A 26,340-nucleotide genomic window follows, 5' to 3' on the forward strand; every position below is an offset into this window, starting at 1 on the left:
TCGTGGGCCGCGGCGTCCTGCCACGGCCCGTCCGCGGCGCGGTCGGCGGCGGCCTCAGCCGCCGTGCCGCACCAGGGTCAGGCGCCGGTCCGGCAGATGACCGGTGAGGGCGACCGTCGGGCCGTGCGAGAGCACCGCGGGGTCGGGCACGTCGGACGGCAGGGGGATCATCGGGGCGGTCCGGTCGGCGGCCCCGGGCTCGGGCGGGAACGGCGCGGCCGTCTCGATCAGGTTCTGGTAGTAGTCCAGCCACTTGGCCCGGTTCACCGACACCGCCGCCGTGATGCGGCCCTTGTAGCCGTAGACGACGACCAGCCGGGCCTCGCGCAGCGAGCCCTGGGCGACGACGACCTGGTCGGAGTAGGTCGGCACACCCACCGACTTGATGTTGTGGCCGAACTGGCTGGACCAGAAGGTCGGCACGGCCAGGTGCGGCCGCCGGAACGGCCCCGCGCTGACCATGTTGTGCGCCGCCACCTCGGCCTGCGCGACCGCGTTGCCCCAGTGCTCCAGGGCGAGCAGCTGGTAGCCGAACAGGGGGTGCGGGAAGCGGGCCACGTCACCGGCGACGAACACGTCGTCGGTGACGATGCCGTACATGTTGAAGGCACGGCAGCCGGCGTCGCAGGTCACGCCGCGCGGGCCGGCGGCCAGGCCGGACTCGGCCAGCCACTCGGTGTTGCGGACCGCGCCGAGGGCGACCACCGCCACGTCCGCCTCGACGGTGCTCCCGTCGGAGAGCCGGGCGCCGGTCAGCCGACCGTCACCCTCCAGGGAGGTGACCTGTACCCCGCAGCGGAGGTCCACCCCGTGCCTGCGGTGCATCTCGGCGGCGACCGCGGCGAGCGTCCCGCCGAGCGCGCCCACCAGGGGCGCGGGGCCGCGCTCCACCACGGTCACGGGGATGTCCCGCTCCCGGCAGGCGGAGGCGATCTCCGAGCCCGTGAAACCGGCGCCGATCACCAGCACCCGCCGGGGCCCGGCGTCCAGCCGTTCGGCGAGCCCGGCCGCGTCGTCGCTGGTCCGCAGCGCGAACACACCGTCAAGGGCGGCCTCGGCCGGGTTCGGCCAGGGCCGGGCGCGGGTGCCGGTGGCGATCAGCAACCGGTCGAAGGGCAGCTCCTCGCCGTTCGCGAGGAAGACGCGCCGGCCGATCCCGTCGACCCCCGTGGCGGCGACGCCGAGCTTCCACTGCGCGTCCACCGGGCGGCGCGCCGGCAGCCCGGTCGCCGTGGCGGGCACGCGCCCGAGCAGTACCTGCTTGGACAGCGGCGGCCGGTCGTACGGCGGGTGCGGCTCGTCGCCCACCAGCGTCAGCGACCCCGCGAAACCCTCGTCGCGCAGCGTCTCGGCGGCCCGCAGGCCGGCCAGGGACGCGCCGACGATCACGATGCGCCCGTCGCGCAGTTCACCGGACATCGGCACCCGCCGCCCCGCCCACCAGGATGGCCTGCACCGGGCACGCCACCGCGGCCCGGTGGACGCGCTCTTGCTGGTCCTCCGGGACGGCGGGGACGTACAGCAGGGCCTCCTCGCCGTGCAGCTCGAAGACCTCGGGAGCGAGGAACGCGCACTGCGCGTAGGCCTGGCAGCGATTGAGGTCGACCACGATGTTCATACGCACCACTCCAGCCCCGAAGGCCCCCGCTCTCAGTGGTAGCACCGCCTCCGCGGCCCCGCATGCGGTGCCGTTCTCACGGAATTTTGATGTTCCGTGAGTAACCTCCCTCCCCAGCACTGACGGAACGAGCCGTGGAGGAAGGGAGACAGCGGTGGTGCGCGGAGCGTATGCGCTGGCGCGGGTGGCGGTCCTGGTACGGGTGCCGGCGCGGTGGCTGTGGTGGCTGGGGGTCGTGGCGGCGGGTGTCGGGGTCTTCGTGCCCGGACTGACCGGACGCCGCATCGGGGTGCTGGGTGGCGCCGCACTCTTCGTGGTCGCCGCGGTGGTGGCTTTCCTGGTGCGCCGGCGGCGGTACACGGCCCTCGCGGAGGCGGCCGAGCGCGCGCCCCGGGGCGTCTTCCTGCAGGACCGCCGGGTCACGGCGCGCGCCTGGACCCGGGCCCGGCGGTGGTGGCTGCTCGCGGCGTTCGTGGTGGCCCTCGCGTCCGGCGTGGCCGCGCCCGCCGCGGCGGGGATGCTGCTCGCGGGCGCCGGGGCGGGGCTGTGGGCCAAGGCGGTGCGCCTGGGGCGCTGGGAGCGGGCGCACGAGACGTTGCTGTGGGTTCGGCCCGAGTACGTGGGACGCGGCCCCGCCGCGGCGTCCGTCCCCGGCTACGAGGCCACCGGACCCGTGGCCGGCGACGCGGGCCCCGGTGGCTCGGCCCGCCGTCGCGCCGCGGCGGCCCGCTGACCCGTCCGGGTGAACGAGCCACGGCCGCGCGGCCGTGGCTCAGCCGCCGCTCTCCCGCACGAGGTCCTCGAGGGTCTGGGCACGCCGCAGGGTGCGGAAGTCCGGACCGGGCCCGGAGTAGCCGTGGACGGCGGGGCGGGGCAGCGAGTTGTACGCGAAGTGCGTCGAGAAGTAGTAGGCGCCCGTGTCGGGCAGCGCCACGAGGTCGCCCTCCGCGAGCAGCGGCAGCTCGCGCGCCGTGGCGACCAGGTCCCCCGCGAAGCAGCACGGCCCGGCGACGTCCTGGACGACCGGGGCGCCGTCCTTGGGGCGTCCCTCCGGGTCGAGCGCCAGGACCCGCAGCGGCCAGGCGCCGGGCGCGAAGACGGTGCGCGTGGCGACCTGGGCGCCGGCGTGCGTCACGGCGATCGCGCGGCCCCCGGCGGTCTTGGCGTACTCCACGCGCGCCAGGATCGTCCCCTGCTTGGCCACCAGTGACCGCCCGAACTCGGTGACCAGCGCGTACCGCCCGTCGAAGAGCCCGGGCACGGCCGCGCGGAGCGCGTCGGCGTAGGCGCGGAAGCCCGGCCGGACCTCGTCGGAGGCGAAGTTGACCGGCAGGCCGCCGCCGATGTCCAGCGTCGTGACCTGCCGGCGCCCCGCCGCCGCGTTGATCCGCTCGGCGAGCTCGTACGCCGCGCGGACGCCGGCCGCCATCAGCTCCAGGGGCACGCCCTGCGAACCGGTGTGGGTGTGCAGCCGGGTGAGCCAGGGACGGTCGAGGTAGGCGCGGACCACCCACTGCGCCGCGCCCTCGTCGCGCAGGGCGACGCCGAACTTCGATGTGGCGGTGGCCGTGCTCATCGCGCCGATGCTGCCCGCGCCGACCTGGGGATTGACCCGCAGGCCCAGCGGGGCGGCGGTGGTGCCGGGCGGCACGAGCCGGTCCAGGCGCGCCAGCTCCTGCGGGTTGTCGGCGTTGAGGGCGATGCCGAGGGCCAGCGCCTCCCGCAGCTCGTCCGGGGTCTTGGCGGGGGAGTCCAGCACGATCCTTCCGGCGGGTACGCCCGCGGCCCTGGCCAGGGCGAGTTCGCCGGGGCTGGCGACCTCGGCGCCGATGCCCTCCTCGGAGAGCAGCCGCAGCACCGGCACCAGGGACGCGGCCTTGACCGCGAAGGTGTGCGTGACCTCCACCCCGGGCGTCGCGAAGGCCGCCCGCAGATCGGCGGCGGCCGCCCGGACCCCGTCCAGGTCCAGCAGCCCCACCACCGGCCTGTCGGTGCCGATCAGGCCCTGCCCGACCGCCGCGCGAAGTGCCCGTTCCCGTCGTGCCGCGGGTTCCTCCGTCATACCGCCATCGTGTCAGGCCGAGGCCGCCGGGGCGGGCCCGTGACGGACGGGCCCCCGGCGGGTACGACCTGCCCGTGGGGGACGTGACCCGGAGACGTCCCCGCGGGACGCGCCGGAGGCACGTCGACCCGGTTGACTAGTGCTATTCAGGAGGCAAGGATGTGAATGACTCAATCCAGTCGCGAGGAGGCAGGGGCATGACCGGAACCGGCGCCGGACCGAGGACCGTACGCGCACCGCGCGGCAGCGCGCTCACCGCACAGGGCTGGCAGCAGGAAGCCGCACTGCGCATGCTGCAGAACAACCTCGACCCCGAGGTCGCCGAGCACCCCGAGAAGCTGGTGGTCTACGGCGGCACCGGCAAGGCCGCCCGTGACTGGCGGTCCTTCGACGCGATGGTGCGCACCCTCCAGGGCCTCAAGCAGGACGAGACGATGCTCGTCCAGTCCGGCCGCCCGGTCGGCGTGATGCAGACCCACGAGTGGGCGCCGCGGGTGCTCATCGCCAACTCCAACCTCGTCGGCGACTGGGCCACCTGGGAGGAGTTCCGCCGCCTGGAGGCGCTGGGCCTGACCATGTACGGCCAGATGACGGCCGGTTCGTGGATCTACATCGGCACCCAGGGCATCCTGCAGGGCACGTACGAGACCTTCGCCGCCGTCGCGGAGAAGAAGTTCGGCGGCAGCCTGGCCGGCACCATCACCCTCACCGCCGGTCTCGGCGGCATGGGCGGCGCCCAGCCGCTCGCCGTCACCATGAACGGCGGCGTCGCCATCTGCATCGACTGCGACCCGCGCGCCATCGAGCGCCGCATCGAGCACCGCTACCTGGACGTGCGCGCCGACTCCCTGGAGCACGCGCTCGCCCTCGCCACCGAGGCCCGCGACCAGCGCAAGCCGCTCAGCATCGGCGTCCTGGGCAACGCGGCCGAGCTGGTGCCGCAGCTGCTCGCCATGGACGCGCCCATCGACGTCGTCACCGACCAGACCTCCGCCCACGACCCGCTGGCGTACCTGCCGATCGGCGTCGACTTCGAGGACATGACCTCGTACGCGGCCGAGAAGCCCGCCGAGTTCACCCAGCGCGCCCGCGAGGCGATGGCGCAGCACGTCGAGGCCATGGTCGGCTTCATGGACGCGGGCGCCGAGGTCTTCGACTACGGCAACTCCATCCGCGGCGAGGCCCAGCTCGCGGGCTACGACCGGGCGTTCGCCTTCCCCGGCTTCGTCCCGGCCTACATCCGCCCGCTGTTCTGCGAGGGCAAGGGCCCCTTCCGCTGGGCGGCGCTGTCCGGCGACCCGGCCGACATCGCCAAGACCGACAAGGCGATCCTGGAGCTCTTCCCGGAGAACGAGTCGCTGGCCCGCTGGATCAAGATGGCCGGTGAGCGGGTCCACTTCCAGGGCCTGCCCGCGCGCATCTGCTGGCTCGGCTACGGCGAGCGGGACAAGGCCGGCGAGCGCTTCAACGAGATGGTCGCCGACGGCACCCTGGCCGCGCCCGTCGTCATCGGCCGCGACCACCTCGACGCGGGCTCCGTCGCCTCCCCGTACCGCGAGACCGAGGCCATGCTCGACGGCTCCGACGCGATCGCCGACTGGCCGCTGCTCAACGCCATGGTCAACGTCGCCTCCGGCGCCTCCTGGGTCTCCATCCACCACGGCGGCGGCGTCGGCATCGGCCGCTCCATCCACGCCGGCCAGGTCACCGTCGCCGACGGCACCAAGCTGGCGGGCGAGAAGATCCGCCGCGTGCTCACCAACGACCCGGGCATGGGCGTCATCCGGCACGTCGACGCCGGGTACGACCGTGCCGACGAGGTCGCCGCCGAGCGCGGTGTGCGCGTGCCCATGCGCGAGGGCGGCGAGGGCGTCGAAGGCGGGGAGGCGTGACCTCCTCGTTCCACGAGATGTGGGCGGAGTTGCGGCCCATCGGCCGCGACTCCGGCTCCGGCGGCTACCGCCGCCACGCCTGGACCGGCGCGGACACCGACTGCCGCGCCTGGTTCCGGGCGCAGGCCGAGGGCCGGGGCCTGGCGTACGAGCTGGACCGCAACGGCAACCAGTGGGCCTGGCTGGGTGATCCCGCCGCCGGGGACGCCGTGGTGACCGGCTCGCACCTGGACTCGGTGCCGGACGGCGGTGCCTTCGACGGGCCGCTGGGCGTCGTGTCGTCCTTCGCGGCGCTGGACGAGCTGCGGGCCCGCGGCGCCGCGCCCGCCAAGCCGCTGGCGATCGTCAACTTCGGCGACGAGGAGGGCGCCCGCTTCGGGCTGGCCTGCGTCGGCTCCCGGCTGACCGCGGGACAGCTCACCGCCGAGAAGGCCCACGCGCTGCGCGACGGCGACGGAGTCACCCTGGCGCAGGCCATGGAGCGGGCCGGGCACGACCCCGAGGCGATCGGCCCGGACCCCGCACGCCTCGCCCGTATCGGCGCGTTCGTCGAGCTCCACGTCGAGCAGGGCCGCTTCCTGGCCGACACCCCGCACGCGGTCGGCGTCGCCTCCGCCATCTGGCCGCACGGCCGCTGGCGGTTCGACTTCCACGGCGAGGCCAACCACGCGGGCACCACCCGCCTGGAGGACCGCCGCGACCCGATGCTGACGTACGCCAACACGGTGCTCGCCGCCCGCAAGAAGGCCCGGCTCGCCGGCGCGCTGGCCACCTTCGGCAAGGTCGGCGTCGAACCCAACGGCGTCAACGCCATCGCCTCCCTCGTGCGCGGCTGGCTGGACTCGCGCGCCGCCGACGAGGCCACCCTGGCCGAGGTCGTCGGCGAGATCGAGCGCGCGGCGGTCGAGCGGGGCGAGCGCGACGGCGTCCGGGTCGAGGTCACCCGGGAGTCCTTCACCCCGGTCGTGGAGTTCGCGCACGGCCTGCGCGACGAGCTCGTCAAGCTGCTGGGGGAAGTGCCCGTGCTGCCGACCGGGGCGGGACACGACGCCGGCATCCTCTCAGAGGCCGTCCCGACCGCCATGCTGTTCGTACGGAACCCCACCGGGGTCTCGCACTCCCCGGCCGAGACGGCCACCGAGGACGACTGCATGGCCGGGGTGACCGCACTCGCCGACGTACTGGAGGGCCTGGCGTGTCGCTGACGCCGCAGAGCTACTGGGCCGAGTACGCGTGGACCGGCGGCCGCGTCGAACGGGGCGTGGTCGTCGACACCGCCGCCGACGGCCGGATCGCCGCCCTGCGCACCGGGGCCGCCGCGCCGCCCGTCGGCGCCGTGACGCTGCGCGGGCTCACCCTGCCGGGGCTGGCCAACGCCCACAGCCACGCCTTCCACCGGGCCCTGCGCGGCACGGTGCAGCAGGGCAGCGGCACCTTCTGGACCTGGCGCGAGGTCATGTACCGGGTCGCGGCCGCGCTCACCCCCGACACCTACTTCGACCTCGCCCGCGCCGTGTACGCGGAGATGGCCCTGGCGGGCATCACCTGCGTCGGCGAGTTCCACTACGTGCACCACCGGCCCGGCGGCGGCCCCTACGACGAGCCCAACGCCATGGGCGAGGCGCTGATCGCCGCCGCGGAGGAGGCGGGCATCCGCATCACCCTCCTCGACACCGTCTACCTCTCCTCCGGCTTCGGCGCCGCCCCCGAACCGCACCAGCTGCGCTTCGGCGACGGCGACGCCGAGGGCTGGGCCGAGCGCGCGTCCGCCCTCGCCGACCGGCCCCACGCGCGGATCGGCGCGGCCGTGCACTCGGTGCGCGCGGTCCCGGCCGACCAACTGGCCACCGTCGTCCGGTGGGCCGAGGACCGCCAGGCGCCGCTCCACGTCCACCTGTCCGAACAGCCCGCCGAGAACGAGGCCTGCCTCGCCGCGCACGGCGTCACCCCCACCCGGCTCCTCGCCGACCACGGAGTGCTCGGCCCGCGCACCTCGGCCGTGCACGCCACCCACCTCACCGACGAGGACATCGCGCTTCTCGGCGGCTCCGGCACCACGATCTGCATGTGCCCCACCACCGAACGGGACCTCGCCGACGGGATCGGCCCGGCCAGGCGGCTGCAGGAGGCGGGCAGCCCGCTCAGCCTCGGCAGCGACAGCCACGCCGTGATCGACCTGTTCGAGGAGGCGCGGGCCATGGAGCTGGACGAGCGGCTGCGCACCCGCACCCGCGGCCACTGGACCGCCGCCGAGCTGCTGCGCGCCGCCACCGCGGACGGTCACGCCGGCCTGGGCTGGGCCGACGCCGGGCGACTGGAGGCGGGGGCGCTCGCCGACTTCACCACGATCGCGCTGGACAGCGCGCGCACCGCGGGCCCCCCGGCCCGGCTCGGCGCCGAGACCGCCGTCTTCGCGGCCACCGGCGCCGACGTCCGCCACACGGTGGTCGGCGGCCGCCACGTCGTCCGCGACGGCGCGCACCAGCTCGTCCACGACGTGGGCGCGGCCCTGGCCGCCGCGATCTCCGCCGTATCCGCCGCCGAAGGAAGCCCGTCATGAGCAGCAGCGTCATCACCAACATCGGCAGCCTGGTCACCAACGACCCGGCGCTCGGCGAGGGCCCGCTGGGGCTGCTGGAGGACGCGGCGCTCGTCATCGACGGCGAGCACGTGGCCTGGGTCGGCCCCTCCGCGGCGGCGCCCGCCGCGGACGAGTCGTACGACGCGGACGGCCGGGCCGTCATCCCCGGCTTCATCGACTCCCACTCGCACCTGGTCTTCGCCGGCGACCGCACCCGCGAGTTCAACGCCCGCATGTCGGGCCAGGCGTACACCGCGGGCGGCATCCGCACCACCGTCGCCGCCACCCGGGCCGCGAGCGACGAGGAGCTGCACGCCAACGTCGCCCGCTACGTCGCCGAGGCGCTGCGCCAGGGCACCACGACCATCGAGACCAAGTCCGGCTACGGCCTCACCCCGCACGACGAGGCCCGCGCCCTGCGCATCGCCGGCGACCACGCCGACGAGGTCACCTTCCTCGGCGCGCACATCGTCGCCCCCGAGTACGCCGACGACCCGGCCGGCTACGTCGACCTGGTCACCGGCCCCATGCTCGACGCGTGCGCCCCGTACGCCCGTTGGGTCGACGTCTTCTGCGAGCGCGGCGCCTTCGACGGCGACCAGGCCCGCGCCGTCCTCACCGCCGGTGCCGCCCGCGGTCTGGTCCCGCGGGTGCACGCCAACCAGCTCGGCCACGGCCCGGGCGTGCAGCTCGCCGTGGAGCTGGACGCGGCCTCCGCCGACCACTGCACGCACCTCACCGACGCCGACGTCGACGCGCTCGCCAACAGCCGCACGGTCGCGACGCTGCTGCCCGGCGCCGAGTTCTCCACCCGCGCCGTCTACCCCGACGCGCGGCGGCTGATCGACGCGGGCGCCACCGTCGCGCTGTCCACGGACTGCAACCCCGGTTCCTCCTTCACCAGTTCCATGCCCTTCTGCGTGGCCGTCGCCGTACGGGACATGCGGATGACCCCGGACGAGGCGGTGCGGGCCGCGACCCTGGGCGGGGCGCTGGCGCTGCGCCGGGACGACGTCGGGCGGCTCGCGCCCGGCGCGCGGGCCGACGCGCTGGTGCTGGACGCCCCGTCGCACGTCCACCTCGCCTACCGGCCCGGTGTGCCGCTGGTGTCCGCCGTGTGGCGGCGCGGGGTGCGCGCGGCGACGTGATCCGCGCCGCATGTGGTGCGTGCGGCCGTGCTGGTGACAGACGTCCGGGCTGACAACAGGCCGGGCCCGGTGAGAGGGAACTCTCACCGGGCCCACCGCGCCGTGCCGGGGAGGGGGAGCGGGTCACTCCTCCACGAGCAGCCCCCGTCGCAGCCGCCCGAGGGTGCGGCTGAGCAGCCGCGAGACGTGCATCTGGGAGATGCCCAGCTCCTCACCGATCTCGGACTGTGTCATGTTGCCCACGAAGCGCAACGAGAGGATCTGCCGGTCGCGCGCCGGGAGCTCGGCGATCAGCGGCTTGAGGGACTCCACGTACTCGATCCCCTCCAGACCGTGGTCCTCGTAGCCGATGCGGTCGGCGAGCGCCCCCTCGGAGTCGTCCTCCTCGGGCTGGGCGTCCAGCGAGCTCGCGGTGTACGCGTTGCTGGCGCTCATGCCCTCGACGACCTCGGACTCGGTGATCTGCAGCCGGTCGGCCAGCTCGGCGACGGTCGGCGCGCGGTCCAGCTGCTGCGCGAGCTCGTCACCGGCCTTGGCCAGGTCCAGCCGCAGTTCCTGGAGCCGGCGCGGGACCCGCACGGACCAGGAGGTGTCACGGAAGAAGCGCTTGATCTCGCCGATGATCGTCGGCATGGCGAAGGTGGGGAACTCGACCCCGCGACTCAGCTCGAAGCGGTCGATGGCCTTGATCAGCCCGATCGTGCCCACCTGGATGATGTCCTCGACGGGTTCGCTGCGGGAGCGGAACCGGGAGGCGGCGAACTTCACCAGGGCGAGGTTGAGCTCGACCAGGGTGTTGCGTACGTAGCTGTACTCGGGGGTGCCCTCCTCCAGCGTCTCGAGCCGCTGGAAGAGCGTCTTGGACAGGGCCCGAGCGTCGACCGGACCCACCTCGTCGAAGGGCGGGATCTCCGGGAGGTCCTCCAGGCCCTCCGGTGTTCCGTGTTCCTCGTGGACGCTGGCCTCGGTGGTCGCCGACGCGTCGCGCGCGTCGAGCCGGGATGCCATGCTCTCCTCCTCGGTGCGGCGGCAGGGCAAGCGGAGCGTGAAATTCAGCCCACACTCAACGCCTACCCCGTTCGGCGTGGATATTGCAACCCGGCGGTCGTCGATCTCCGGGCCGCCGCCGGAGCGACTACCGCCCTGATCAGGAAGCGCGTAGGGTGCGAGATGCGGATCGCCGAGTCGTCCGGGAGGAGTGTGCATGGACCGCGAGATGGTCGACACGGCCGGACGGGACCGGCTGCATGTTTCCGTGCAGCGGTACGGCACGAAGGCGGTCGTGGCACCTGCCGGTGAGCTCGACCACCACACCGCCGACCTGCTGCGCGAGCCGCTCGACAAACTGATCGAGGACGGCTTCGGCACCCTCGTGGTGGACTGCACGCATCTGGAGTTCTGCGACTCCACCGGACTCAACGTCCTGCTCGGCACCCGGCTGAAGGCCGAGGCCGCGGGCGGGGCGGTCCATCTGGCCGGGATGAAGCCGGCCGTGGCCAAGGTCTTCGCGATCACCGGGGCCGAGGCCGTGTTCACCGTCCACGACACCCTGGACGACGCACTCAAGGAGTGACCCTCCGCAGCGGCTCCCCACGGGGGGCGTTGTGGCACGCCCTGTTTCGTCCGCATCCGGAGGTGTTCACCGGAGCGGCCCGGGCAGGAGAGACCTCGGGATCACTTCGGACACTGGCGGACATCGGTGAGTGGAGGCGCTGATGAGCACCACCCGGCCCCCTACGGCCGACGACCGCGACCCGGATCCGGGCGATGCGGCACTGCCGCCGCGCGGCCAGGGCGCCCAGGACGCTGAGACACGGCGGCTTTCCCTTGCCGACGTGGCCGGCGTGGTGCCCAGCGCCCGCGACTTCACCCGCCAGGCCCTCTACGACTGGGGCTGGCTGCCGGCCGAGACCGCGGACCGCCGCGCGGCGGCCGAGGACGTCCTGCTGGTGGTGTCCGAGCTGGTCACCAACGCCTGCCTGCACGCGGGCGGTCCCGAGGAGCTGCGGCTGTTCCGGCACTCCAAGGCGCTGCGCCTGGAGGTCGCCGACGGCGGCTCAGGCAGTCCCGCCCCGCGGACCCCGCACCGGGCCGGACGGCCGGGCGGGCACGGGATGTTCATAGTGCAGCGGCTCTGCCTGGACTGGGGGGTCGTACGCCACGCCGACGGCCGGCCGGGCAAGACGGTCTGGGCCGAGGTCGCCGCCCCGGCCTGAGCCGGATCTCTTCCCCTCTCTCCCTCACGGGCGTACTGTCGCGCCACATCTGATGGATCGTCAGTAACTTCTGGGGGAAGGGAGACATCCGGTGTCGCTCCCCAAGCGCAAGGCGGCCGCGGTGTCGACCGTCGGCGCCGTCATGGCGGCGGCGGCCGTCCTCGGCAGCGCCCCGGCCGCGTACGCGAAGGTCGTGGACGTCAAGTACGACTGCAAGACCCCGATCGGCGACAAGAGCGCCGTCTCGCCCATCGACATCACCGCCGCCAAGTCGGGGTCGGGCTACAGGATCGTGATGTCGTTCCGGAAGGGCGTCTCCTCCAGTCCCGTCGACCTGGGGAAGGGCGCCATGAATCCGAGTGCCCTCATCACCCTCGGCGGGGCCGACAGCGGGTCGCTCAAGGTGTCGGGTCCCGCGAACGCCGCGACCGTGCCCGCCAACACCCCGATCAAGATCAACGACTTGTCGGGCACCTACGTCCCGCGCGGGAGCGGCAAGGTCACCTTCACCGCGGGGGTGCTCACCATCAAGGCCCTCGGTACGACGACGACCTGCACCCCGGGGAACGGCCCGGGGCCCTCGCTGACCCTCGACGTCACCGCGGCGGCCGGGTCCAAGGGCGGCTCCGCCTCCGGTGGTTCGGGCGGGTCCGGCGGCGAGTCCCTGCCGCAGACCGGGCCCGAGGACGGTGCCGTCGCCCTGGGCACCCTCGGTGGCACCGTCCTGCTCCTGGGCGCCGCCGGCGTGCTCTGGCTGACCCGCCGTCCAGGGCACCATATCTGACGATCCGTCAAATTCGGTCAGGCTTTCGCATTGACTTCTCTTGATCGCCGGACGTCAATGACCGTCGGCGGTACAGAAAGGGACTCTGTACCAGAAAAGTGATCAAGAGGTGCAAAATGATCGCGTTTCCTCGCAATGGCGCCTTATGGAGACGGAGGTCCGCCGCCGTGCTCGGGGCGTTCGCCCTCGCACTGGGCGGCGGGACCCTCCTTGCCGGGCCCGTCGCCGCGGCGACCTCCACCTTCCAGGTGCACTGCATTCCGCCGGGCATCTCCGGCATCCCGCCGTTCGACGGGCCGACCGTCGCCGACATCTCGGTGAGCGACACGACCCCACAGGTCGGCGACACGGTCACCGTCACCTACGTGCTGGACGGCCCCATGGCCAACACCAGCAGCTTCAACCTCCCCATCCCCGAGGACCAGATCACCCCGACCGTCAAGGTGCGGCTCGGCGGCGCGCAGACGCAGGAGCTCACCCTCGTCGGCCCCAAGGAGAACCCGGTCATCCCGGCCGGTGCCGACTTCCCGAACTTCACCATCACCGGCACCTTCACGGTCACCGCGCCCGGTCAGATCACCCTCACCCCGGGCGACTACAACGTCCACTCCGACTACGGCATCTCGGCCGACACCCCCTGCACCGTGCTCAACCCGCCCGCCCCCGTCGCCGAGACCATCACCGTGGCCGCGCCCAACGGCCGCCACATCGCGCTGGGTTCCTCCTCGGGACCGATCGGGGCGGAGGTCACGGTCACGGGCACCGGCTTCACCGCGGGCGCCGCCGTGACCGTCGCGGGCGTCCAGGGTGCCACCGCCACCGGTGAGTTCACCTCCGCCACGGCCGACGGCTCCGGTGCCTTCAGTGCGACGCTGGCCGTCGGCGACCTCGACACCACCGGCATCGTCGCGTTCGAGGGCGGCGGGTACGACCCGGCGACCGCCGCCGGGCCGGTGGCCTACACCGTCATCGACACCACCCCGCCGCCGCCCGGCAGTCAGAAGCTCACCACCTCGGTGAAGGCGGGCACCCTGTCGATGACCCAGGCCGGGGACACCGTCGAGATGACCCCCGTCGACTTCGGCGAGGGCGGTCCCTCCACGGGCGCACTGCGGACCGTGACCGTCAAGGACTTCCGCGGCGGGAGCGCGGGCTGGTCGCTCACCGGCAAGGTCACCGACTTCAAGGGGCCCGGCGGCGCGCTCATCGGCGCCGACCGGCTCAGCTGGCAGCCCGCGTGCGTCGCGGCGTCCGGCAGTCCCAGCACCTGTGCGGCGGGCTCCGCCGGCTCCGTGGGCAGCGCGGGCGCGACGCTGGCCCAGGCGTCCGACGGGACCCTGACCGGCGGCGAGTTCACCGTGGACGCGGGGCTGTCGCTGGACGTGCCCGCGTTCTCCGCCACGGGAAGCTACTCCGGAGTCTTGACCCTCACGCTTACCTGACGCACAGTCAGATAGCTCGGGTGGGCCGGCCGCCGCGACCGGCCCACCACCGGACCGCGAGGGAGCGCCGCCATGACCAGAGCCAGGGCCGGAGCCAGGGCCGGAGCCAGGGCGTCCGGCGCGCTCCCGACCGTCCTCCTCGTCCTCTTCGTCCTCCTCGGTCTCCTCGGCCTCGGCGCGGCATCCGCTCCCGCCGCCCTCGCCGCGGACAACGGCCGCTGGTCGGTCTTCCCGGCTCCGGCCGCCGGGGCGAAGGACCGCAGCCCCACCGTCCAGGAACGGCCCTTCTTCACCCTGGAGGCCGACCCCGGCACCACGCTCCGGGACAAGGTCTCCGTCTCCAACCTCTCGGGCGAGCCGATGACCTTCCGGCTCTACGGCGCCGACGCCTACAACACCCCGCGCGACGGCGGCTTCGCCGTGCGGGGCGCCGACGAGAAGAACACCGACGTCGGCTCCTGGGTACGGCTGGCCCGGAGCAGCATCACCATCCCCGCCCGCACCCGCGCCGACATCCCCTTCACCGTCACCGTCCCCGCCGACGCCTCGCCCGGCGACCACCCCGGTGCGATCGTCGCCCTCGACACCCGCGTCGGCGCCGCCCCGGGCGACGTACGGGTGGGCGTGCGCAGGGCCGTCGGGGCCCGCGTCTACCTGCGCGTCGCCGGACCCGGCCTGGCCGCCCTGTCCGTGGAGCACGTCACCGTCGGCCACGGCGGACCGCTGTTCCCCGGCACCGGCGACAGCCACGCCACCATCCGCTACACCCTCGTGAACCGGGGCAACGTCTCGCTCACCCCGCGGCTCGCCGTCACCGCGCGGGGCCTGTTCGGCCGCACGCTGCTGGACCGCCCGGCACGCACCCTGCCCCTGGAACTGCTGCCCGGCCAGCGCGTCGAGCTCACCGAGCCCTGGGCGGGCGCCCCGCAGTTCGACCGGGTCGGCGTGCGGTTGCGCGTCACCGCGGTACGCGCCGACGTCGACGAGACCGCCGGCGCCTCGTTCCTCGCGGTGCCCTGGGCGGCCGTGGGCCTCGCCCTGGCCCTCCTCGGAGGTCTGGCCGTCCTGCTGGTGCGGATCCGCGCGCGGCGCCGGGCGGCGCAGGCGGACCCGGCGGCGGGGGAGGAGCCGTACGAGGCCGGCGGCACCGACCTCGCGGCCCGCGCGGGCGGCGGACCCGACGACCCCGGCGCCACCGGCGCCACCGGCGCCACCGGCGCCACCGGCGCGACCGTCGGCGGCAGGACGGCGTGAGGCCCATGCGACGGCGCACCCACCGGATCCCCGCGGCAGCCCTCTGCCTCCTCGCGCTGCTCCTCCTGAGCGCCCCCGCCCCCGCCGCGGCGGCTCCCGGCCCGGCCGTGACCGTCAGTCCCGAGCAGGCCGGCGCCGGCGGCGACATCACCGTACGGGGCACCGGCTGGCGGCCGGACACCCTGCTCACGCTGCTGATCTGCGGCCAGAACGCGATCGGCGGCACCAACTCCTGTGCCAACGCGTACGGCCGGGCCGTCACCACCGATGCCCACGGCGCCTTCCGCCGCGCGATGCCGGTCGCGGAGCCGCCCGAGCCCTGCCCGTGCGTCGTCCACGTCGCCACCGTCACCGGTGAGCACACGGTGGTGGACGCGCCCTTCGTCGTCGCCGGCCACCCGACCGCCCCGCTGCCCGAGCGCACCGGCGACGGCCGGCTCGCCGTGCTCAGCGCCCGGCTCGACGGCTCGAACGGCCTGCTCACCTGGTTCGGCGCCCCGCCCGGCCGGCGCCTGGTGCTCACCGTCGGCAACCTCGGCACGGGCCCGGCCAAGGATCCCGTCTTCCGGGTCGGCACCTCCCACGGGCTCTTCGGGCCCCAGTGGGAGGAGCGCACCTGGCGCGGCACCGTCCAGCCGGGCAGGAAGGCCCGGGTCGAGCTGCCCGTCGAGCTGGCGGCCGGCGCCCACGGCGACTACACCGTGACCCTGGAGCACGAGGGCAAGGTGCTGGTCACCGAGCCCTGGGACGTCCCGCGCCCCTGGGGCGTGACCCTCTTCTGGCTCCTGCTCTGCGTCGTCGTGCCCGCCGCGCTCTTCCGGCTCTGCATGGCCGTCGTCAACCGGGTCCGCCCGCGTGCCCCGGGACCTGCGGGACCGCCCCCCGTCCCGCCGGCCGGCCCGGCGCCCGCCCTGCCGTGGTTCAGCCACGACCACCAGCCGCAGCACCGCACCGCTGAGGGCACTCCATGTGCGGACGGCACCGCCCACCGCCACGAAAGGAACCACACGTGACCCACCGACGATCCCGGGCCGCCACCGCCGTCGGCCTCGCCCTGATGCTCAGCGGTGCGGGCGTCCTCGCCGCGGCCCTCCCGGCCGCGGCCGCCGAAGTCGCGTACGCCACCGAGTGCACCCCGCCCGCGGCGTCCGGCCTGCCCAAGGTCAACGGGACCACCAAGGCCGACATCAGCGCGCCCGCCACGGCCGCGGTGGGCGACGAGATCGAGGTGGTCTGGAAGTTCACCCAGGCCGCCTCCAAGAACCCGGACCTCATCGACCTCCCCGCCAACAGCGTCAAGCCGTCCGGTGAGATCACCGTCGCCGGCGCCCAGAGCGGCAGCCTGGCCGTCGAGGGACCGCGCGAGAACCCGGCGATCCCCAAGAACAGCGAGATGAAGCTCTCCGACATGAAGGGCACGCTGAAGCTCACCGCACCCGGCGACGTGACGCTCACCCCCGGCGGCTACGCCATCAACGCCTTCTCCACGGACACCACGTGCGTGCCCACCGGCACCGTCCCGGTCGCCGCGACGATCAAGGTGACCGCGGACGGCGGCGGCACCGGCACCCCGACGACCACCCCGACCACGACCCCCACCACCACGCCGAGCACCACCCCCACGACGACGCCGAGCACCACGCCCAGCGGCACCGCCACCGGCGGAACCTCCCACACCGGCAAGGAGGTCGACGTCTCCTACGCATGCAAGACCCCGATCGGCGACAAGAGCGCGGTCTCGCCCGTGCAGATCGACGCCGAGGAGCAGGGCGGCGCCTACGACCTCACCGTCCACTTCGGCGAGTCCGTGATGGACAGCCCCGCCGACATACCGGCCGACTCCGTCAAACCCTCCATGAAGGTCGAGGTCGGCGGCGTGGACCAGGGCGAGGTCGCCGTCGAGGGCCCCACCAACAAGGACCCCATCAAGGCGGGCGACCCCATCGAGATCCCCGACCTCACCGGCAGGTACACACCCGCCCACGACGGGCAGGCCACCCTCACCCCGGGCGTGCTGACCGTCGAGGCCCTCGGCACCACCACGACCTGCACCCCCACCAAGGACCCCGGAGTCTCCCTGACCCTGGACGTCACCGGGCAGGAGGGCGGCATCACCGGCGGTTCCGGCGGGTCGTCCGGCACGTCGGGCGGCACGACCGGGACCTCCGGCGGCCTCGCCGACACCGGTTCCTCCGACCGGGCCTCCCTGCACGCCCTCGCCCTCGTCGCGGGGACCGTGCTCCTCCTCGGCGGCGCGGTCTTCACCTTCACCCCGTGGAGCCGCCTGCGGCGCTGACCGGGGCGCGCACCGGCTACCGCGCGGCGGGGCCGTCCAGCTCCTCGATCGAGGCGTTGGACGGCCCGCGCTCGCCCCGCAGACCCTCCGCCACCGACCCGGCGTCGCGCAGCACCCGGACCGCGTTGCGCCACGCCAGCTTCGCGAGGTCGTCCTCGGACCAGCCACGGCGCAGGAGTTCGGCGAACAGCCGCGGGTAGCCCGAGACGTCGCCGAGGCCCTCGGGGAGGTGGACGACGCCGTCGTAGTCGCCGCCGAGGCCGAGGTGGTCGACACCGGCGACCTCGCGCATGTGGTCGAGGTGGTCGGCGACGGTGCCGATGTCCGCGACCGGCCGGGGGTGGCCGGCCGCGTAGGCCTCCTGGACGGCCTGGGCCTCGGTGGACTGGTCGAGCGGGTGCAGACCGTGGGCCTTCATGTTCTCGTTCGCGCCGACGATCCACTCCGCGGCCGCCGGCAGGATGAACTGCGGCACGAAGGTGGCCATCGCGACGCCGCCGTTGCGGGGCAGTTGCTCCAGGACGTCGTCCGGGACGTTGCGGACGTGGTCGCAGACGGCGCGCGAGGAGGAGTGCGAGAAGAGCACCGGGGCCTCGCTGACCCGCAGTGCCGCCCGCATCGTGCCGGGGGAGACGTGGGAGAGGTCGACCAGCATGCCGAGGCGGTTCATCTCGCGGACGACCTCCTCGCCGAAGGCGGTCAGGCCGTCGTGCCGCGCCTCGTCCGTGGCCGAGTCGGCCCAGTCGATGGTGTCGTTGTGGGTGAGCGTCATGTAGCGCACGCCCAGCGTGTACAGCATCCGCAGCACACCCAGGGAGTTGGCGATGCTGTGCCCGCCCTCGGCGCCCATCAGGGAGGCGATGCGGCCCTCGGCGCGGGCGGCCTCCATGTCGTCCGCGGTCACCGCGAGGCGCAGGGCGTCCGGGTGACGGTCGACCAGCCGCAGCACGCAGTCGATCTGCTCCAGGACGGCGACGACCGCGTCGCCGCCGGTGAGGTCGCTGCGGACGTACACCGACCAGAACTGCGCCCCGACGCCGCCCGCCCGCAGCCGGGGGATGTCGGTGTGCAGGTGGGCGGACTGGTCACCGGCGATGTCCCGCCGGTCGAGGTCGTAGCGGACCTGCTCGCGCAACCGCCACGGGAGGTCGTTGTGGCCGTCCACCACGGGGTGGGCGGTGAGCAGCTCCTGTGCGCGTGCGAGGAGGTCCATGGACTACTTCTTCCCTCCGAAACCGAAGCCGGCCGACCCCTCCACCTTGGCACGCAGGCGCTTGCCCTTCTCGGTGGCCTGCTGGTTCAGCTCGTCCTGGAAGTGCCGCATGCGCTCCAGCAGTTCGGCGTCGTGCGCGGCGAGCATGCGCACCGCCAGCAGGCCCGCGTTGCGCGCGCCGGCCACCGAGACCGTGGCGACCGGGACACCGGCGGGCATCTGCACGATGGACAGCAGCGAGTCCATGCCGTCCAGGTACTTCAGCGGTACGGGCACGCCGATCACCGGCAGCGGCGTCACCGACGCCAGCATCCCGGGGAGGTGCGCCGCGCCGCCGGCGCCCGCGATGATCGCCTTGAGGCCGCGCTCGGCGGCCTGCTCGCCGTACGCGACCATCTCGCGCGGCATGCGGTGCGCGGAGACGACGTCGACCTCGTACGGCACCTCGAACTCGTCCAACGCCTGGGCGGCGGCCTCCATGACCGGCCAGTCGGAGTCGGAACCCATCACGATGCCGACCAGCGGCCCAGCGGGATTGCTCACTCTTGGATCGTCCCTCGCAGGTAGTCGGCGGCGTGCCGGGCGCGTTCGCGCACCTCGGCCAGGTCGTCGCCGTAGGTGTTGACATGGCCCACCTTGCGGCCGGGCTTCACGTCCTTGCCGTACATGTGGATCTTCAACTGCGGGTCCCGGGCCATGCAGTGCAGGTACGCCGCGTACATGTCGGGGTAGTCGCCGCCGAGCACGTTGGCCATCACCGTCCACGGCTGGCGCGGGCGCGGATCGCCCAGCGGCAGGTCCAGCACCGCGCGCAGGTGATTGGCGAACTGCGAGGTTATGGCGCCGTCCTGGGTCCAGTGGCCGCTGTTGTGCGGACGCATGGCCAGCTCGTTGACGAGGATCCGGCCGTCCCGGGTCTCGAAGAGCTCCACCGCGAGGTGACCCACCACGCCCAGCTCCTTGGCGATGGTCAGCGCGAGCTGCTGCGCCTGCGCCGACAGGGCCTCCGGCAGCTCGGGCGCCGGCGCGATCACCGTGTCGCACACGCCGTCGACCTGGATGGACTCCACCACCGGGTAGGCGACCGCCTGCCCGTGCGGGGAGCGCACGACGTTGGCCGCCAGCTCCCGTACGAAGTCGACCTTCTCCTCGGCCAGCACCGGCACGCCCGCCCGGAACGGCTCGGCGGCGCCGGCCTCGTCGCGGACGACCCACACGCCCTTGCCGTCGTAGCCGCCGCGCACCGTCTTGAGCACGACGGGGTATCCATCGCCCTCCTCGGCGAAGCGCGTCACGTCCGCCGGGTCGGAGACGATGCGGTGCCGCGGGCAGGGCACGCCGATCGAGTCGAGCTTCGCCCGCATCACGCCCTTGTCCTGGGCGTGCACCAGCGCGTCGGGCCCGGGGCGGACGGCGATGCCGTCGGCCTCCAGCGCCCGCAGGTGCTCGGTGGGGACGTGCTCGTGGTCGAAGGTGATCACGTCGCAGCCGGCGGCGAACGCGCGCAACGTGTCGAGGTCGCGGTAGTCGCCCACCACGACTTCCCCGGCGACCAGGGCCGCGGAGTCCACGGGCGTGTCGCTGAGGAGCTTGAACCTGATGCCGAGGGGGATGCCCGCCTCGTGGGTCATACGGGCGAGCTGGCCGCCGCCGATCATGCCGACTACCGGGAATGTCACAGTCACCAGGATATCGGGGCACGAATGTCGCACCGACCGCCGTCCCGCGGGGGGCCCGGATAGCATGAAGGTCACTGACCAGACACAGACGGGGCCGAACGATCACATGGACGGTGCGACCGGGTCCAGCACCCGCGCAGGACTGCGGAACCGGCTGACCGCGATGACCCGCGAGATCGCCAAGTTCGGGGCGGTCGGCGGGGCGGGGGTCCTGGTCAACATCGGGGTCTTCAACCTCGTCCGGCACGTCACCGACCTCCAGGTCGTGCGGGCCAGCATCATCGCGACCGTCGTCGCGATCGTCTTCAACTACGTGGGCTTCCGCTACTTCACCTACCGTGACCGCGACAAGTCGGGCCGTACCCGCGAGCTGACCCTCTTCCTGGCGTTCAGCGCGGTGGGCCTGGTGATCGAGAACGGGGTGCTCTACACGGCGACCTACGCCTTCGGCTGGGACAGCCCGCTGCAGAGCAACGTCTTCAAGTTCATCGGCATCGGCGTGGCGACCCTGTTCCGCTTCTGGTCCTACCGCTCCTGGGTGTTCAAGGCGCTGCCCGTCCGCGAGACGGTGCAGGAAGCAGAATCGTTCCTGGTCGCCAAGGGGACCGAGACCCCCGGCGCACGGACCGGAACCCACGGCGCCCGGTCCTCCGCGCGCTGAGGCGCCCTAGCGCTTCTCCGCGCCCCTCCCGCGGGTGGCCCGGTCCTCCCCTGCCAGGAAGAGCGCGAAGACCGGAGGACGCTGCTGCAGCAGCTCCAGCCGGCCGCCGTCGGCCTCGGCCAGGTCGCGCGCGACCGCGAGGCCGATGCCGGTGGAGTTGCGCCCGCTGACCGTGCGCTCGAAGACCCGGGCCCCCAGCTCCGGCGGCACGCCCTGGCCCTCGTCCGTGACCTCGACCACGACCTGCGTCCCGGTGACCCGGGTGGAGATCGCGACCGTGCCCGAGCCGTGCATCAGCCCGTTCTCGATCAGCGTCGCCAGCACCTGGGCCACCGCCCCGGGGGTGCCGACCGCGCGCAGCCGCTTCTTGCCCGCGGAGGTGATGGCCCGGCCCGCGCTGCGGTACGCCGGGCGCCACTCCTCCACCTGCTGCTTGATCACGTCGTCGATGTCGAAGACGACCGCCGAGCCGGTCCGCGGGTCCCGCGCGTTGGTGAGCAGCCGCTGGACGACGTCCGTGAGCCGTTCCACCTGACCGAGTGCGATCGTCGCCTCCTCCTTGACGGCATCCTCGTCCTCGGCCGTGGCGATGATCTCCTCCAGCCTCATCGACAGTGCCGTCAGCGGCGTCCGCAGCTGGTGGGAGGCGTCGGCCGCCAGGCGCCGCTCGGCGGTCAGCATCCGGGCGATCCGCTCGGCGCTGCGGTCCAGCACGTCGGCGACCCGGTCCAGCTCCGGCACCCCGTAGCGCCGGTGGCGCGGTCTCGGGTCGCCCGAGCCCAGGCGCTCCGCGGTCTCGGCGAGGTCGGTCAGCGGGCTGCCGAGCCGGCGCGCCTGGCGCACCGCGAGCACGACGGCGGCCAGCACCGCCAGCAGCGCCACCGCGAGGATGATCAGCAGGGTGCGGCCGATCTCCTGGCTGACCTTGCTGCGGGACTCCTCGACGGTGACGATCTCGCCCTGCTCGCCGGTCTGCCGGGAGGAGATCACCTGGCCCGTGGGCCTGGTGCCGATGGTGATCGGGTCCGCCCCCGGGATCTGCACCAGCGCGTACCGCCCGGGGGCGATCTGCTGGGCCAGCACCTCGCGGCTGATCCGCTCCTCGCCGATCATCCTGCTCTCGACGATGCCGACCAGCCGCACCGCCTCCGAGTCCACGCTCTCCTTGGCGCTGTTCTCGATCGTCCGGGCCTCCACCAGGACGAGGGAGACGCCGAAGACGGCGATGACGACGAGCACCACGGCGAGCGTGGACTGGATGAGACGGCGGCGCATGAGTGAAGGGTCTCAGACCGCGAGGGCCCCGGGCGTGCTAGTTCTTCTCGAACCGGAAGCCGACACCGCGCACCGTGGAGATGTAGCGGGGGGCCGCCGCGTCGTCGCCGAGCTTCTTGCGCAGCCACGAGATGTGCATGTCCAGGGTCTTGGTGGAGGACCACCACGTGGTGTCCCAGACCTCGCGCATCAGCTGCTCCCGGGTGACCACCCGGCCGGCGTCGCGCACCAGCACCCGTAGGAGGTCGAACTCCTTCGCGGTGAGCTGCAGTTCCTCGTCGCCCATCCACGCGCGGTGCGACTCGACGTCGATCCGCACGCCCTGGGTGGAGGGATGCTGGGCCTCGGCGGTGCCGCGCCGCAGCAGCGCGCGCACCCGGGCCAGCAGCTCGGCCAGCCGGAAGGGCTTGGTCACGTAGTCGTCGGCGCCGGCGTCCAGGCCGACCACCGTGTCCACTTCGTCGGCGCGGGCGGTGAGCACCAGCACCGGGAAGCCATGGCCTTCGGTGCGCAGCCTCCTGCACACCTCCAGCCCGTCCATTCCGGGCAGCCCCAGGTCGAGCACCAGAAGATCGAAGGAGCCGAGCAGGGCGGCTTCGAGCGCCGCGGGTCCGTCCTCGCGCACCTCGACCTCGTACCCTTCGCGGCGCAGCGCGCGTGCGAGCGGTTCCGAGATGGATGCGTCGTCCTCGGCGAGCAGTACGCGGGTCATGGGCTGATGGTAGTCCGCCCGGAGAAACCGCACGCCGGGCGGGCCGTGACTGTTGTGAGGTACATCTCAAGTCATCCCATATAGCACATCTTGCGCTGCCATAAGGTAACGAAAAGCCCGTAACAGCCCATGGGACCTCTGGCGCGCCCCACGCGTCGAAGGACCCTTCTGCGACGGGACTGGTCCCCACCAGTATTTCAGTCAACGACCTGTAGGCCGGGGCCGCGCCTGTGAAGGCGTCGGCCGTGGATCCCGGTGCGCCTTCGTGCGCCCCGGTGCCGGTCACCCCCCACCCGGGCGCGCACCGCTCTCGCAGCGCGTCCCGAGAAGCAAGGAAAGCCCATGGCGTCCAGCCTGACTGAGGGCCTTGCCGCGCCGAACCCCGGATTCAGCGGCAGGAACTTCCTCGGCCACCCCCGCGGCCTGGCCACTCTCTTCCTCACCGAGACGTGGGAGCGTTTCAGCTACTACGGCATGAGGGCGCTGCTCGTCCTCTACCTGACGGCCTCGGTCACGGACGGCGGCCTCGGCATGAAGGCCGCCACCGCCGGTGCGATCTACAGCGTCTACACCGCCACGGTGTACCTGCTGGCGATGCCGGGCGGCTGGTTCGCCGACCGCCTGTGGGGCCCGCGCCGTACGGTCGCCATCGGCGGCGCGATCATCATGATCGGCCACTTCCTGCTGGCCGTGCCGGTGAAGGCGTCGTTCTTCGTCGGCCTGGTCTTCATCGCCGTGGGCTCCGGCCTGCTGAAGTCGAACATCTCGACGATGGTCGGCCAGCTCTACCCGGACCGCAACGACCCGCGCCGCGACGGCGGCTTCACGATCTTCTACATCGGCATCAACCTCGGTGCCTTCCTCGCCCCGCTGGTCATCGGCACCGTCGGCCAGCAGGTCAACTGGCACCTGGGCTTCGCCCTCGCCGGTGTCGGCATGGCGCTCGGCCTCGCCCAGTTCCTCATCGGCACCAGGAACCTCGCGCCGGTCTCCAGCGTGGTCCCCACGCCGCTGGACGCCGCCGAGCGCGCCGGCCTGATGAAGAAGGCCCTGCTGTGGCTGGTCGCCGCCGTCGTCTTCTACGGCGTGGTCACCTTCACCGGTCACTTCACGATCAACTGGGTGCTGTGGCCGCTCTCCCTGCTGGGCCTGGCGCTGCCGACGTACTACTTCGCGCGCATCCGTCGTGACCAGGAGCTCACCTCGGACGAGAAGACCAAGGTCACCGGCTACATCTGGTTCTTCATCGTGGCCGCCGTGTTCTGGATGATCTACGACCAGTCCGGTTCCACCCTGACGGTCTTCGCCTCCGAGCACACCTCGTCCACGCTGTGGGGCTTCGACTTCCCCGAGAGCTGGTTCCAGTCGCTGAACCCGCTGTTCGTGATGGCCCTGGCCCCGGTCTTCGCCGCGCTGTGGATGCGGCTGCGCCGGAAGAACCCGAGCACGACCGTGAAGTTCGCCCTCGGTCTCATCGGCATCGGCGCCTCCTTCGTCGTGATGATGCTGGCGCAGGCCGCCGCCTCGGGCGACGCCAAGGTCACCCCGCTGTGGCTGGCCGTGGTCTACCTGATCCAGACCACCGCCGAGCTGTGCCTGTCCCCGGTGGGCCTGTCGGTCACCACCAAGCTGGCCCCGGCCAAGTACGCCAGCCAGATGATGGGCCTGTGGTTCCTCGCCGTGACGGCGGGCGACTGCGTGGCGGCCATCCTCCAGCTGGTCATCGGCGACGGCTTCCTGTCGGAGACCTCCTTCGCGGTCCAGGGCTTCGTGGCGCTCGCCGCGGGCGCGGCCTTCATCGCGTACCGCAAGCGCGTCATCCGGCTCATGGGCGACGTCCACTGACGTCTGTGCCCCGCGCACGCGCCGAGGGCCCGGAGCATGCCGCTCCGGGCCCTCGGCGCGTCTTTGTGCGGCGCCGCTGTGGTTGCTGTTGGGGTTTATCCCCCGCCCGCCGCAGGCGCAACGGAGCCGCACACGACAACGGGCCGCAAGGGGCACCCCGGGCCGCAACCGCACCGCACCACACCGCACCCCGGAGGGCTACGCGTGGGGGCGGCCCATCGCCCGGAACGTCCAGCCCGCCGCACGCCACACCGCCGGCTCCAGCGCGTTCCGCCCGTCGATGACGTGCCGGCGCCCGGCCACCGCCCCGAGCACCGCCGGGTCGAGCTCGCGGAACTCCCGCCACTCCGTGAGGTGCAGCACGACGTCGGCCCCGCGGACCGCCTCCAGCGCAGTCGCGGCGTACCCGAGCGTCGGGAAGAGCCGCCGCGCGTTGTCCATGGCCTTGGGGTCGTACACGGTGACCTGGCCGCCCTGGAGGTGGATCTGCCCGGCGACGTTGAGCGCGGGGGAGTCCCGCACGTCGTCGGAGTCGGGCTTGAAGGCCGCGCCGAGCACCGCGATCCGCTTGCCGAGGAAGCCGCTGCCGCCGCAGGCCTCGCGGGCGAGCTCGACCATGTGGCCGCGGCGGCGCATGTTGATGGAGTCGACCTCGCGCAGGAAGGTCAGCGCCTGGTCGGCGCCGAGCTCGCCGGCGCGGGCCATGAAGGCGCGGATGTCCTTGGGCAGGCAGCCGCCGCCGAAGCCGATGCCGGCGCGCAGGAACTTGTTGCCGATCCGCTCGTCGTGGCCGATGGCCTCGGCGAGCTTCACCACGTCGCCGCCGGCCGCCTCGCTGACCTCGGCCATGGCGTTGATGAAGGAGATCTTGGTGGCGAGGAAGGCGTTGGCCGCCGTCTTGACCAGTTCCGCGGTCGGGTAGTCGGCGACGACGAAGGGGGTGCCCTCGCCGATGGGGGCCGCGTAGACATCGCGCAGCAGCTTCTCGGCGTGCCCGGAGGCGACGCCGACCACGATCCGGTCCGGGTGGAGGGTGTCCTGGACCGCGAAGCCCTCGCGCAGGAACTCGGGGTTCCACGCCAGCTCCGCCCCGTCCCCGGCGGGGGCGAGCTCGGCCAGGCGGGCCGCCAGCCGTGCCGCGCTGCCGACCGGGACGGTCGACTTGCCGACGACCAGTGCGGGCCGCTCCAGGTGCGGGGCGAGCAGCTCGAACGCGCTGTCGACGTAGCTCATGTCGCAGGCGTACTCGCCGTGCTTCTGCGGGGTGTTCACGCAGACGAAGTGGATGTCGCCGAAGGCGGCGACCTCCTCCCAGGAGGTGGTGAAGCGCAGCCGCCCGCTGGAGTCCGGCAGGCCGGCGACGTGGCGGCGCAGCAGTTCCTCCAGGCCCGGCTCGTACATGGGCACGCGGCCCGCCGCGAGGGTCTCGATCTTGGCGGGGTCGATGTCCAGGCCCAGCACCTCGAAGCCCAGCTCGGCCATCGCCGCGGCGTGCGTGGCGCCGAGGTAGCCGGTGCCGATCACGGTGAGCTTGAGCGCCATGCGGACGGTCCCTCCCAGGTCGTGGCCTGATTGCGATGTTGAGCATAGCCCCGGGCGGTGACCGGGCTTTCCCCGGCGCGTGCACCGAAGGAGGCCGGGGCATGGGCACGGCACCGTCCC

24 protein-coding genes are annotated in these 26,340 nt (G+C 73.3%); 14 read left to right on the forward strand and 10 right to left on the reverse strand.

Going from position 1 to position 26,340, the window contains the following annotated elements:
• Positions 1-54: 54 nt before the first annotated feature.
• Both OG937_26450 and OG937_26455 read right to left on the reverse strand, forming a co-directional pair.
• Complete coding sequence (locus OG937_26450; GenBank protein WUD74984.1) at positions 55-1,419, reverse strand: FAD-dependent oxidoreductase; 1,365 nt, start codon at positions 1,417-1,419, stop codon at positions 55-57.
• Positions 1,409-1,618 (reverse strand): ferredoxin, encoded by a 210-nt coding sequence (locus OG937_26455; protein WUD74985.1) that lies wholly within the window; start codon positions 1,616-1,618, stop codon positions 1,409-1,411. The genes OG937_26450 and OG937_26455 overlap by 11 nt, the downstream gene beginning before the upstream one ends.
• 154 nt (positions 1,619-1,772) lie before the next feature.
• Between OG937_26455 and OG937_26460 the strand changes: the two genes are divergently transcribed.
• On the forward strand, positions 1,773-2,351 hold the full coding sequence (locus OG937_26460; GenBank protein ID WUD74986.1) for a hypothetical protein: 579 nt from the start codon (positions 1,773-1,775) through the stop codon (positions 2,349-2,351).
• Between the two features lie 39 nt (positions 2,352-2,390).
• Here OG937_26460 and OG937_26465 read toward each other — a convergent pair whose 3' ends face one another.
• On the reverse strand, positions 2,391-3,680 hold the full coding sequence (locus tag OG937_26465; GenBank protein ID WUD74987.1) for a diaminopimelate decarboxylase: 1,290 nt from the start codon (positions 3,678-3,680) through the stop codon (positions 2,391-2,393).
• Between the two features lie 197 nt (positions 3,681-3,877).
• Here OG937_26465 and OG937_26470 point away from each other — a divergent pair, with 197 nt between their 5' ends.
• From OG937_26470 to hutI, 4 genes are read left to right on the forward strand one after another with little or no spacing between them, the layout of a single operon-like run.
• Entirely contained in the window at positions 3,878-5,572 is a 1,695-nt protein-coding gene (locus tag OG937_26470) for a urocanate hydratase (GenBank protein WUD74988.1), read from the forward strand.
• Positions 5,569-6,777, forward strand: a complete 1,209-nt coding sequence (locus OG937_26475) for an allantoate amidohydrolase (protein ID WUD74989.1) — start codon at positions 5,569-5,571, stop codon at positions 6,775-6,777. The genes OG937_26470 and OG937_26475 overlap by 4 nt, the downstream gene beginning before the upstream one ends.
• Entirely contained in the window at positions 6,774-8,132 is a 1,359-nt protein-coding gene (locus OG937_26480; GenBank protein ID WUD78891.1) for a formimidoylglutamate deiminase, read from the forward strand. The genes OG937_26475 and OG937_26480 overlap by 4 nt, the downstream gene beginning before the upstream one ends.
• Positions 8,129-9,301, forward strand: coding sequence for an imidazolonepropionase (gene hutI / locus OG937_26485; protein WUD74990.1), 1,173 nt, complete (start codon positions 8,129-8,131; stop codon positions 9,299-9,301). Before OG937_26480 ends, hutI begins: the two co-directional genes overlap by 4 nt.
• 123 nt (positions 9,302-9,424) lie before the next feature.
• On the opposite strand, the gene OG937_26490 is transcribed toward hutI, so the two are convergent.
• Positions 9,425-10,309 carry an RNA polymerase sigma factor SigF gene (locus OG937_26490; GenBank protein ID WUD74991.1) on the reverse strand — a complete coding sequence of 295 codons (885 nt, stop codon included), beginning with the start codon at positions 10,307-10,309 and terminating at the stop codon, positions 9,425-9,427.
• A gap of 196 nt (positions 10,310-10,505) precedes the next feature.
• Between OG937_26490 and OG937_26495 the strand changes: the two genes are divergently transcribed.
• The 7 genes from OG937_26495 to OG937_26525 all read left to right on the forward strand — a co-directional run bounded on the left by OG937_26495 (position 10,506) and on the right by OG937_26525 (position 17,293).
• Entirely contained in the window at positions 10,506-10,874 is a 369-nt protein-coding gene (locus OG937_26495; GenBank protein ID WUD74992.1) for an STAS domain-containing protein, read from the forward strand.
• 142 nt (positions 10,875-11,016) lie between these two features.
• Positions 11,017-11,517 carry an ATP-binding protein gene (locus OG937_26500; GenBank protein ID WUD74993.1) on the forward strand — a complete coding sequence of 167 codons (501 nt, stop codon included), beginning with the start codon at positions 11,017-11,019 and terminating at the stop codon, positions 11,515-11,517.
• A 142-nt stretch (positions 11,518-11,659) separates the two neighbouring features.
• Positions 11,660-12,301 carry an LPXTG cell wall anchor domain-containing protein gene (locus tag OG937_26505; GenBank protein WUD78892.1) on the forward strand — a complete coding sequence of 214 codons (642 nt, stop codon included), beginning with the start codon at positions 11,660-11,662 and terminating at the stop codon, positions 12,299-12,301.
• A 116-nt stretch (positions 12,302-12,417) separates the two neighbouring features.
• Complete coding sequence (locus OG937_26510; protein ID WUD74994.1) at positions 12,418-13,743, forward strand: WxL domain-containing protein; 1,326 nt, start codon at positions 12,418-12,420, stop codon at positions 13,741-13,743.
• Positions 13,744-13,815: 72 nt separating this feature from the next.
• A complete protein-coding gene (locus OG937_26515) occupies positions 13,816-14,997 on the forward strand; it encodes a DUF916 domain-containing protein (protein WUD74995.1) in 1,182 nt (393 codons plus the stop codon).
• A gap of 5 nt (positions 14,998-15,002) precedes the next feature.
• Positions 15,003-16,010: a hypothetical protein gene (locus OG937_26520; protein WUD74996.1), complete on the forward strand. Its 1,008-nt coding sequence runs from the start codon at positions 15,003-15,005 to the stop codon at positions 16,008-16,010.
• Positions 16,011-16,054: 44 nt separating this feature from the next.
• A complete protein-coding gene (locus OG937_26525; GenBank protein ID WUD78893.1) occupies positions 16,055-17,293 on the forward strand; it encodes a hypothetical protein in 1,239 nt (412 codons plus the stop codon).
• Positions 17,294-17,309: 16 nt separating this feature from the next.
• Here the strand turns inward: OG937_26525 and OG937_26530 are convergent, their stop codons facing one another.
• Genes OG937_26530 through OG937_26540 form a run of 3 tightly spaced genes read right to left on the reverse strand, consistent with a single transcriptional unit; the run spans position 17,310 to position 20,185 of the window.
• Positions 17,310-18,506: a dipeptidase gene (locus OG937_26530; GenBank protein WUD74997.1), complete on the reverse strand. Its 1,197-nt coding sequence runs from the start codon at positions 18,504-18,506 to the stop codon at positions 17,310-17,312.
• A 3-nt stretch (positions 18,507-18,509) separates the two neighbouring features.
• A complete protein-coding gene (gene purE / locus OG937_26535) occupies positions 18,510-19,013 on the reverse strand; it encodes a 5-(carboxyamino)imidazole ribonucleotide mutase (protein WUD78894.1) in 504 nt (167 codons plus the stop codon).
• Positions 19,014-19,045: 32 nt separating this feature from the next.
• Positions 19,046-20,185 (reverse strand): 5-(carboxyamino)imidazole ribonucleotide synthase, encoded by a 1,140-nt coding sequence (locus tag OG937_26540; GenBank protein ID WUD74998.1) that lies wholly within the window; start codon positions 20,183-20,185, stop codon positions 19,046-19,048.
• A gap of 163 nt (positions 20,186-20,348) precedes the next feature.
• Here OG937_26540 and OG937_26545 point away from each other — a divergent pair, with 163 nt between their 5' ends.
• A complete protein-coding gene (locus OG937_26545) occupies positions 20,349-20,846 on the forward strand; it encodes a GtrA family protein (GenBank protein WUD78895.1) in 498 nt (165 codons plus the stop codon).
• 6 nt (positions 20,847-20,852) lie between these two features.
• Here OG937_26545 and OG937_26550 read toward each other — a convergent pair whose 3' ends face one another.
• Together OG937_26550 and OG937_26555 are read right to left on the reverse strand one after the other, a co-directional pair.
• Positions 20,853-22,121: an ATP-binding protein gene (locus tag OG937_26550; protein WUD74999.1), complete on the reverse strand. Its 1,269-nt coding sequence runs from the start codon at positions 22,119-22,121 to the stop codon at positions 20,853-20,855.
• Positions 22,122-22,158: 37 nt separating this feature from the next.
• Complete coding sequence (locus tag OG937_26555; protein ID WUD75000.1) at positions 22,159-22,833, reverse strand: response regulator transcription factor; 675 nt, start codon at positions 22,831-22,833, stop codon at positions 22,159-22,161.
• 342 nt (positions 22,834-23,175) lie between these two features.
• Here OG937_26555 and OG937_26560 point away from each other — a divergent pair, with 342 nt between their 5' ends.
• Entirely contained in the window at positions 23,176-24,678 is a 1,503-nt protein-coding gene (locus OG937_26560) for an oligopeptide:H+ symporter (protein ID WUD75001.1), read from the forward strand.
• Between the two features lie 198 nt (positions 24,679-24,876).
• On the opposite strand, the gene OG937_26565 is transcribed toward OG937_26560, so the two are convergent.
• Positions 24,877-26,220: a UDP-glucose/GDP-mannose dehydrogenase family protein gene (locus tag OG937_26565; GenBank protein WUD75002.1), complete on the reverse strand. Its 1,344-nt coding sequence runs from the start codon at positions 26,218-26,220 to the stop codon at positions 24,877-24,879.
• Between the last annotated feature and the right edge of the window lie 120 nt (positions 26,221-26,340).

Origin of the sequence: Streptomyces sp. NBC_00510, from assembly GCA_036013505.1 — a bacterium.
Taxonomy (GTDB): domain Bacteria; phylum Actinomycetota; class Actinomycetes; order Streptomycetales; family Streptomycetaceae; genus Actinacidiphila.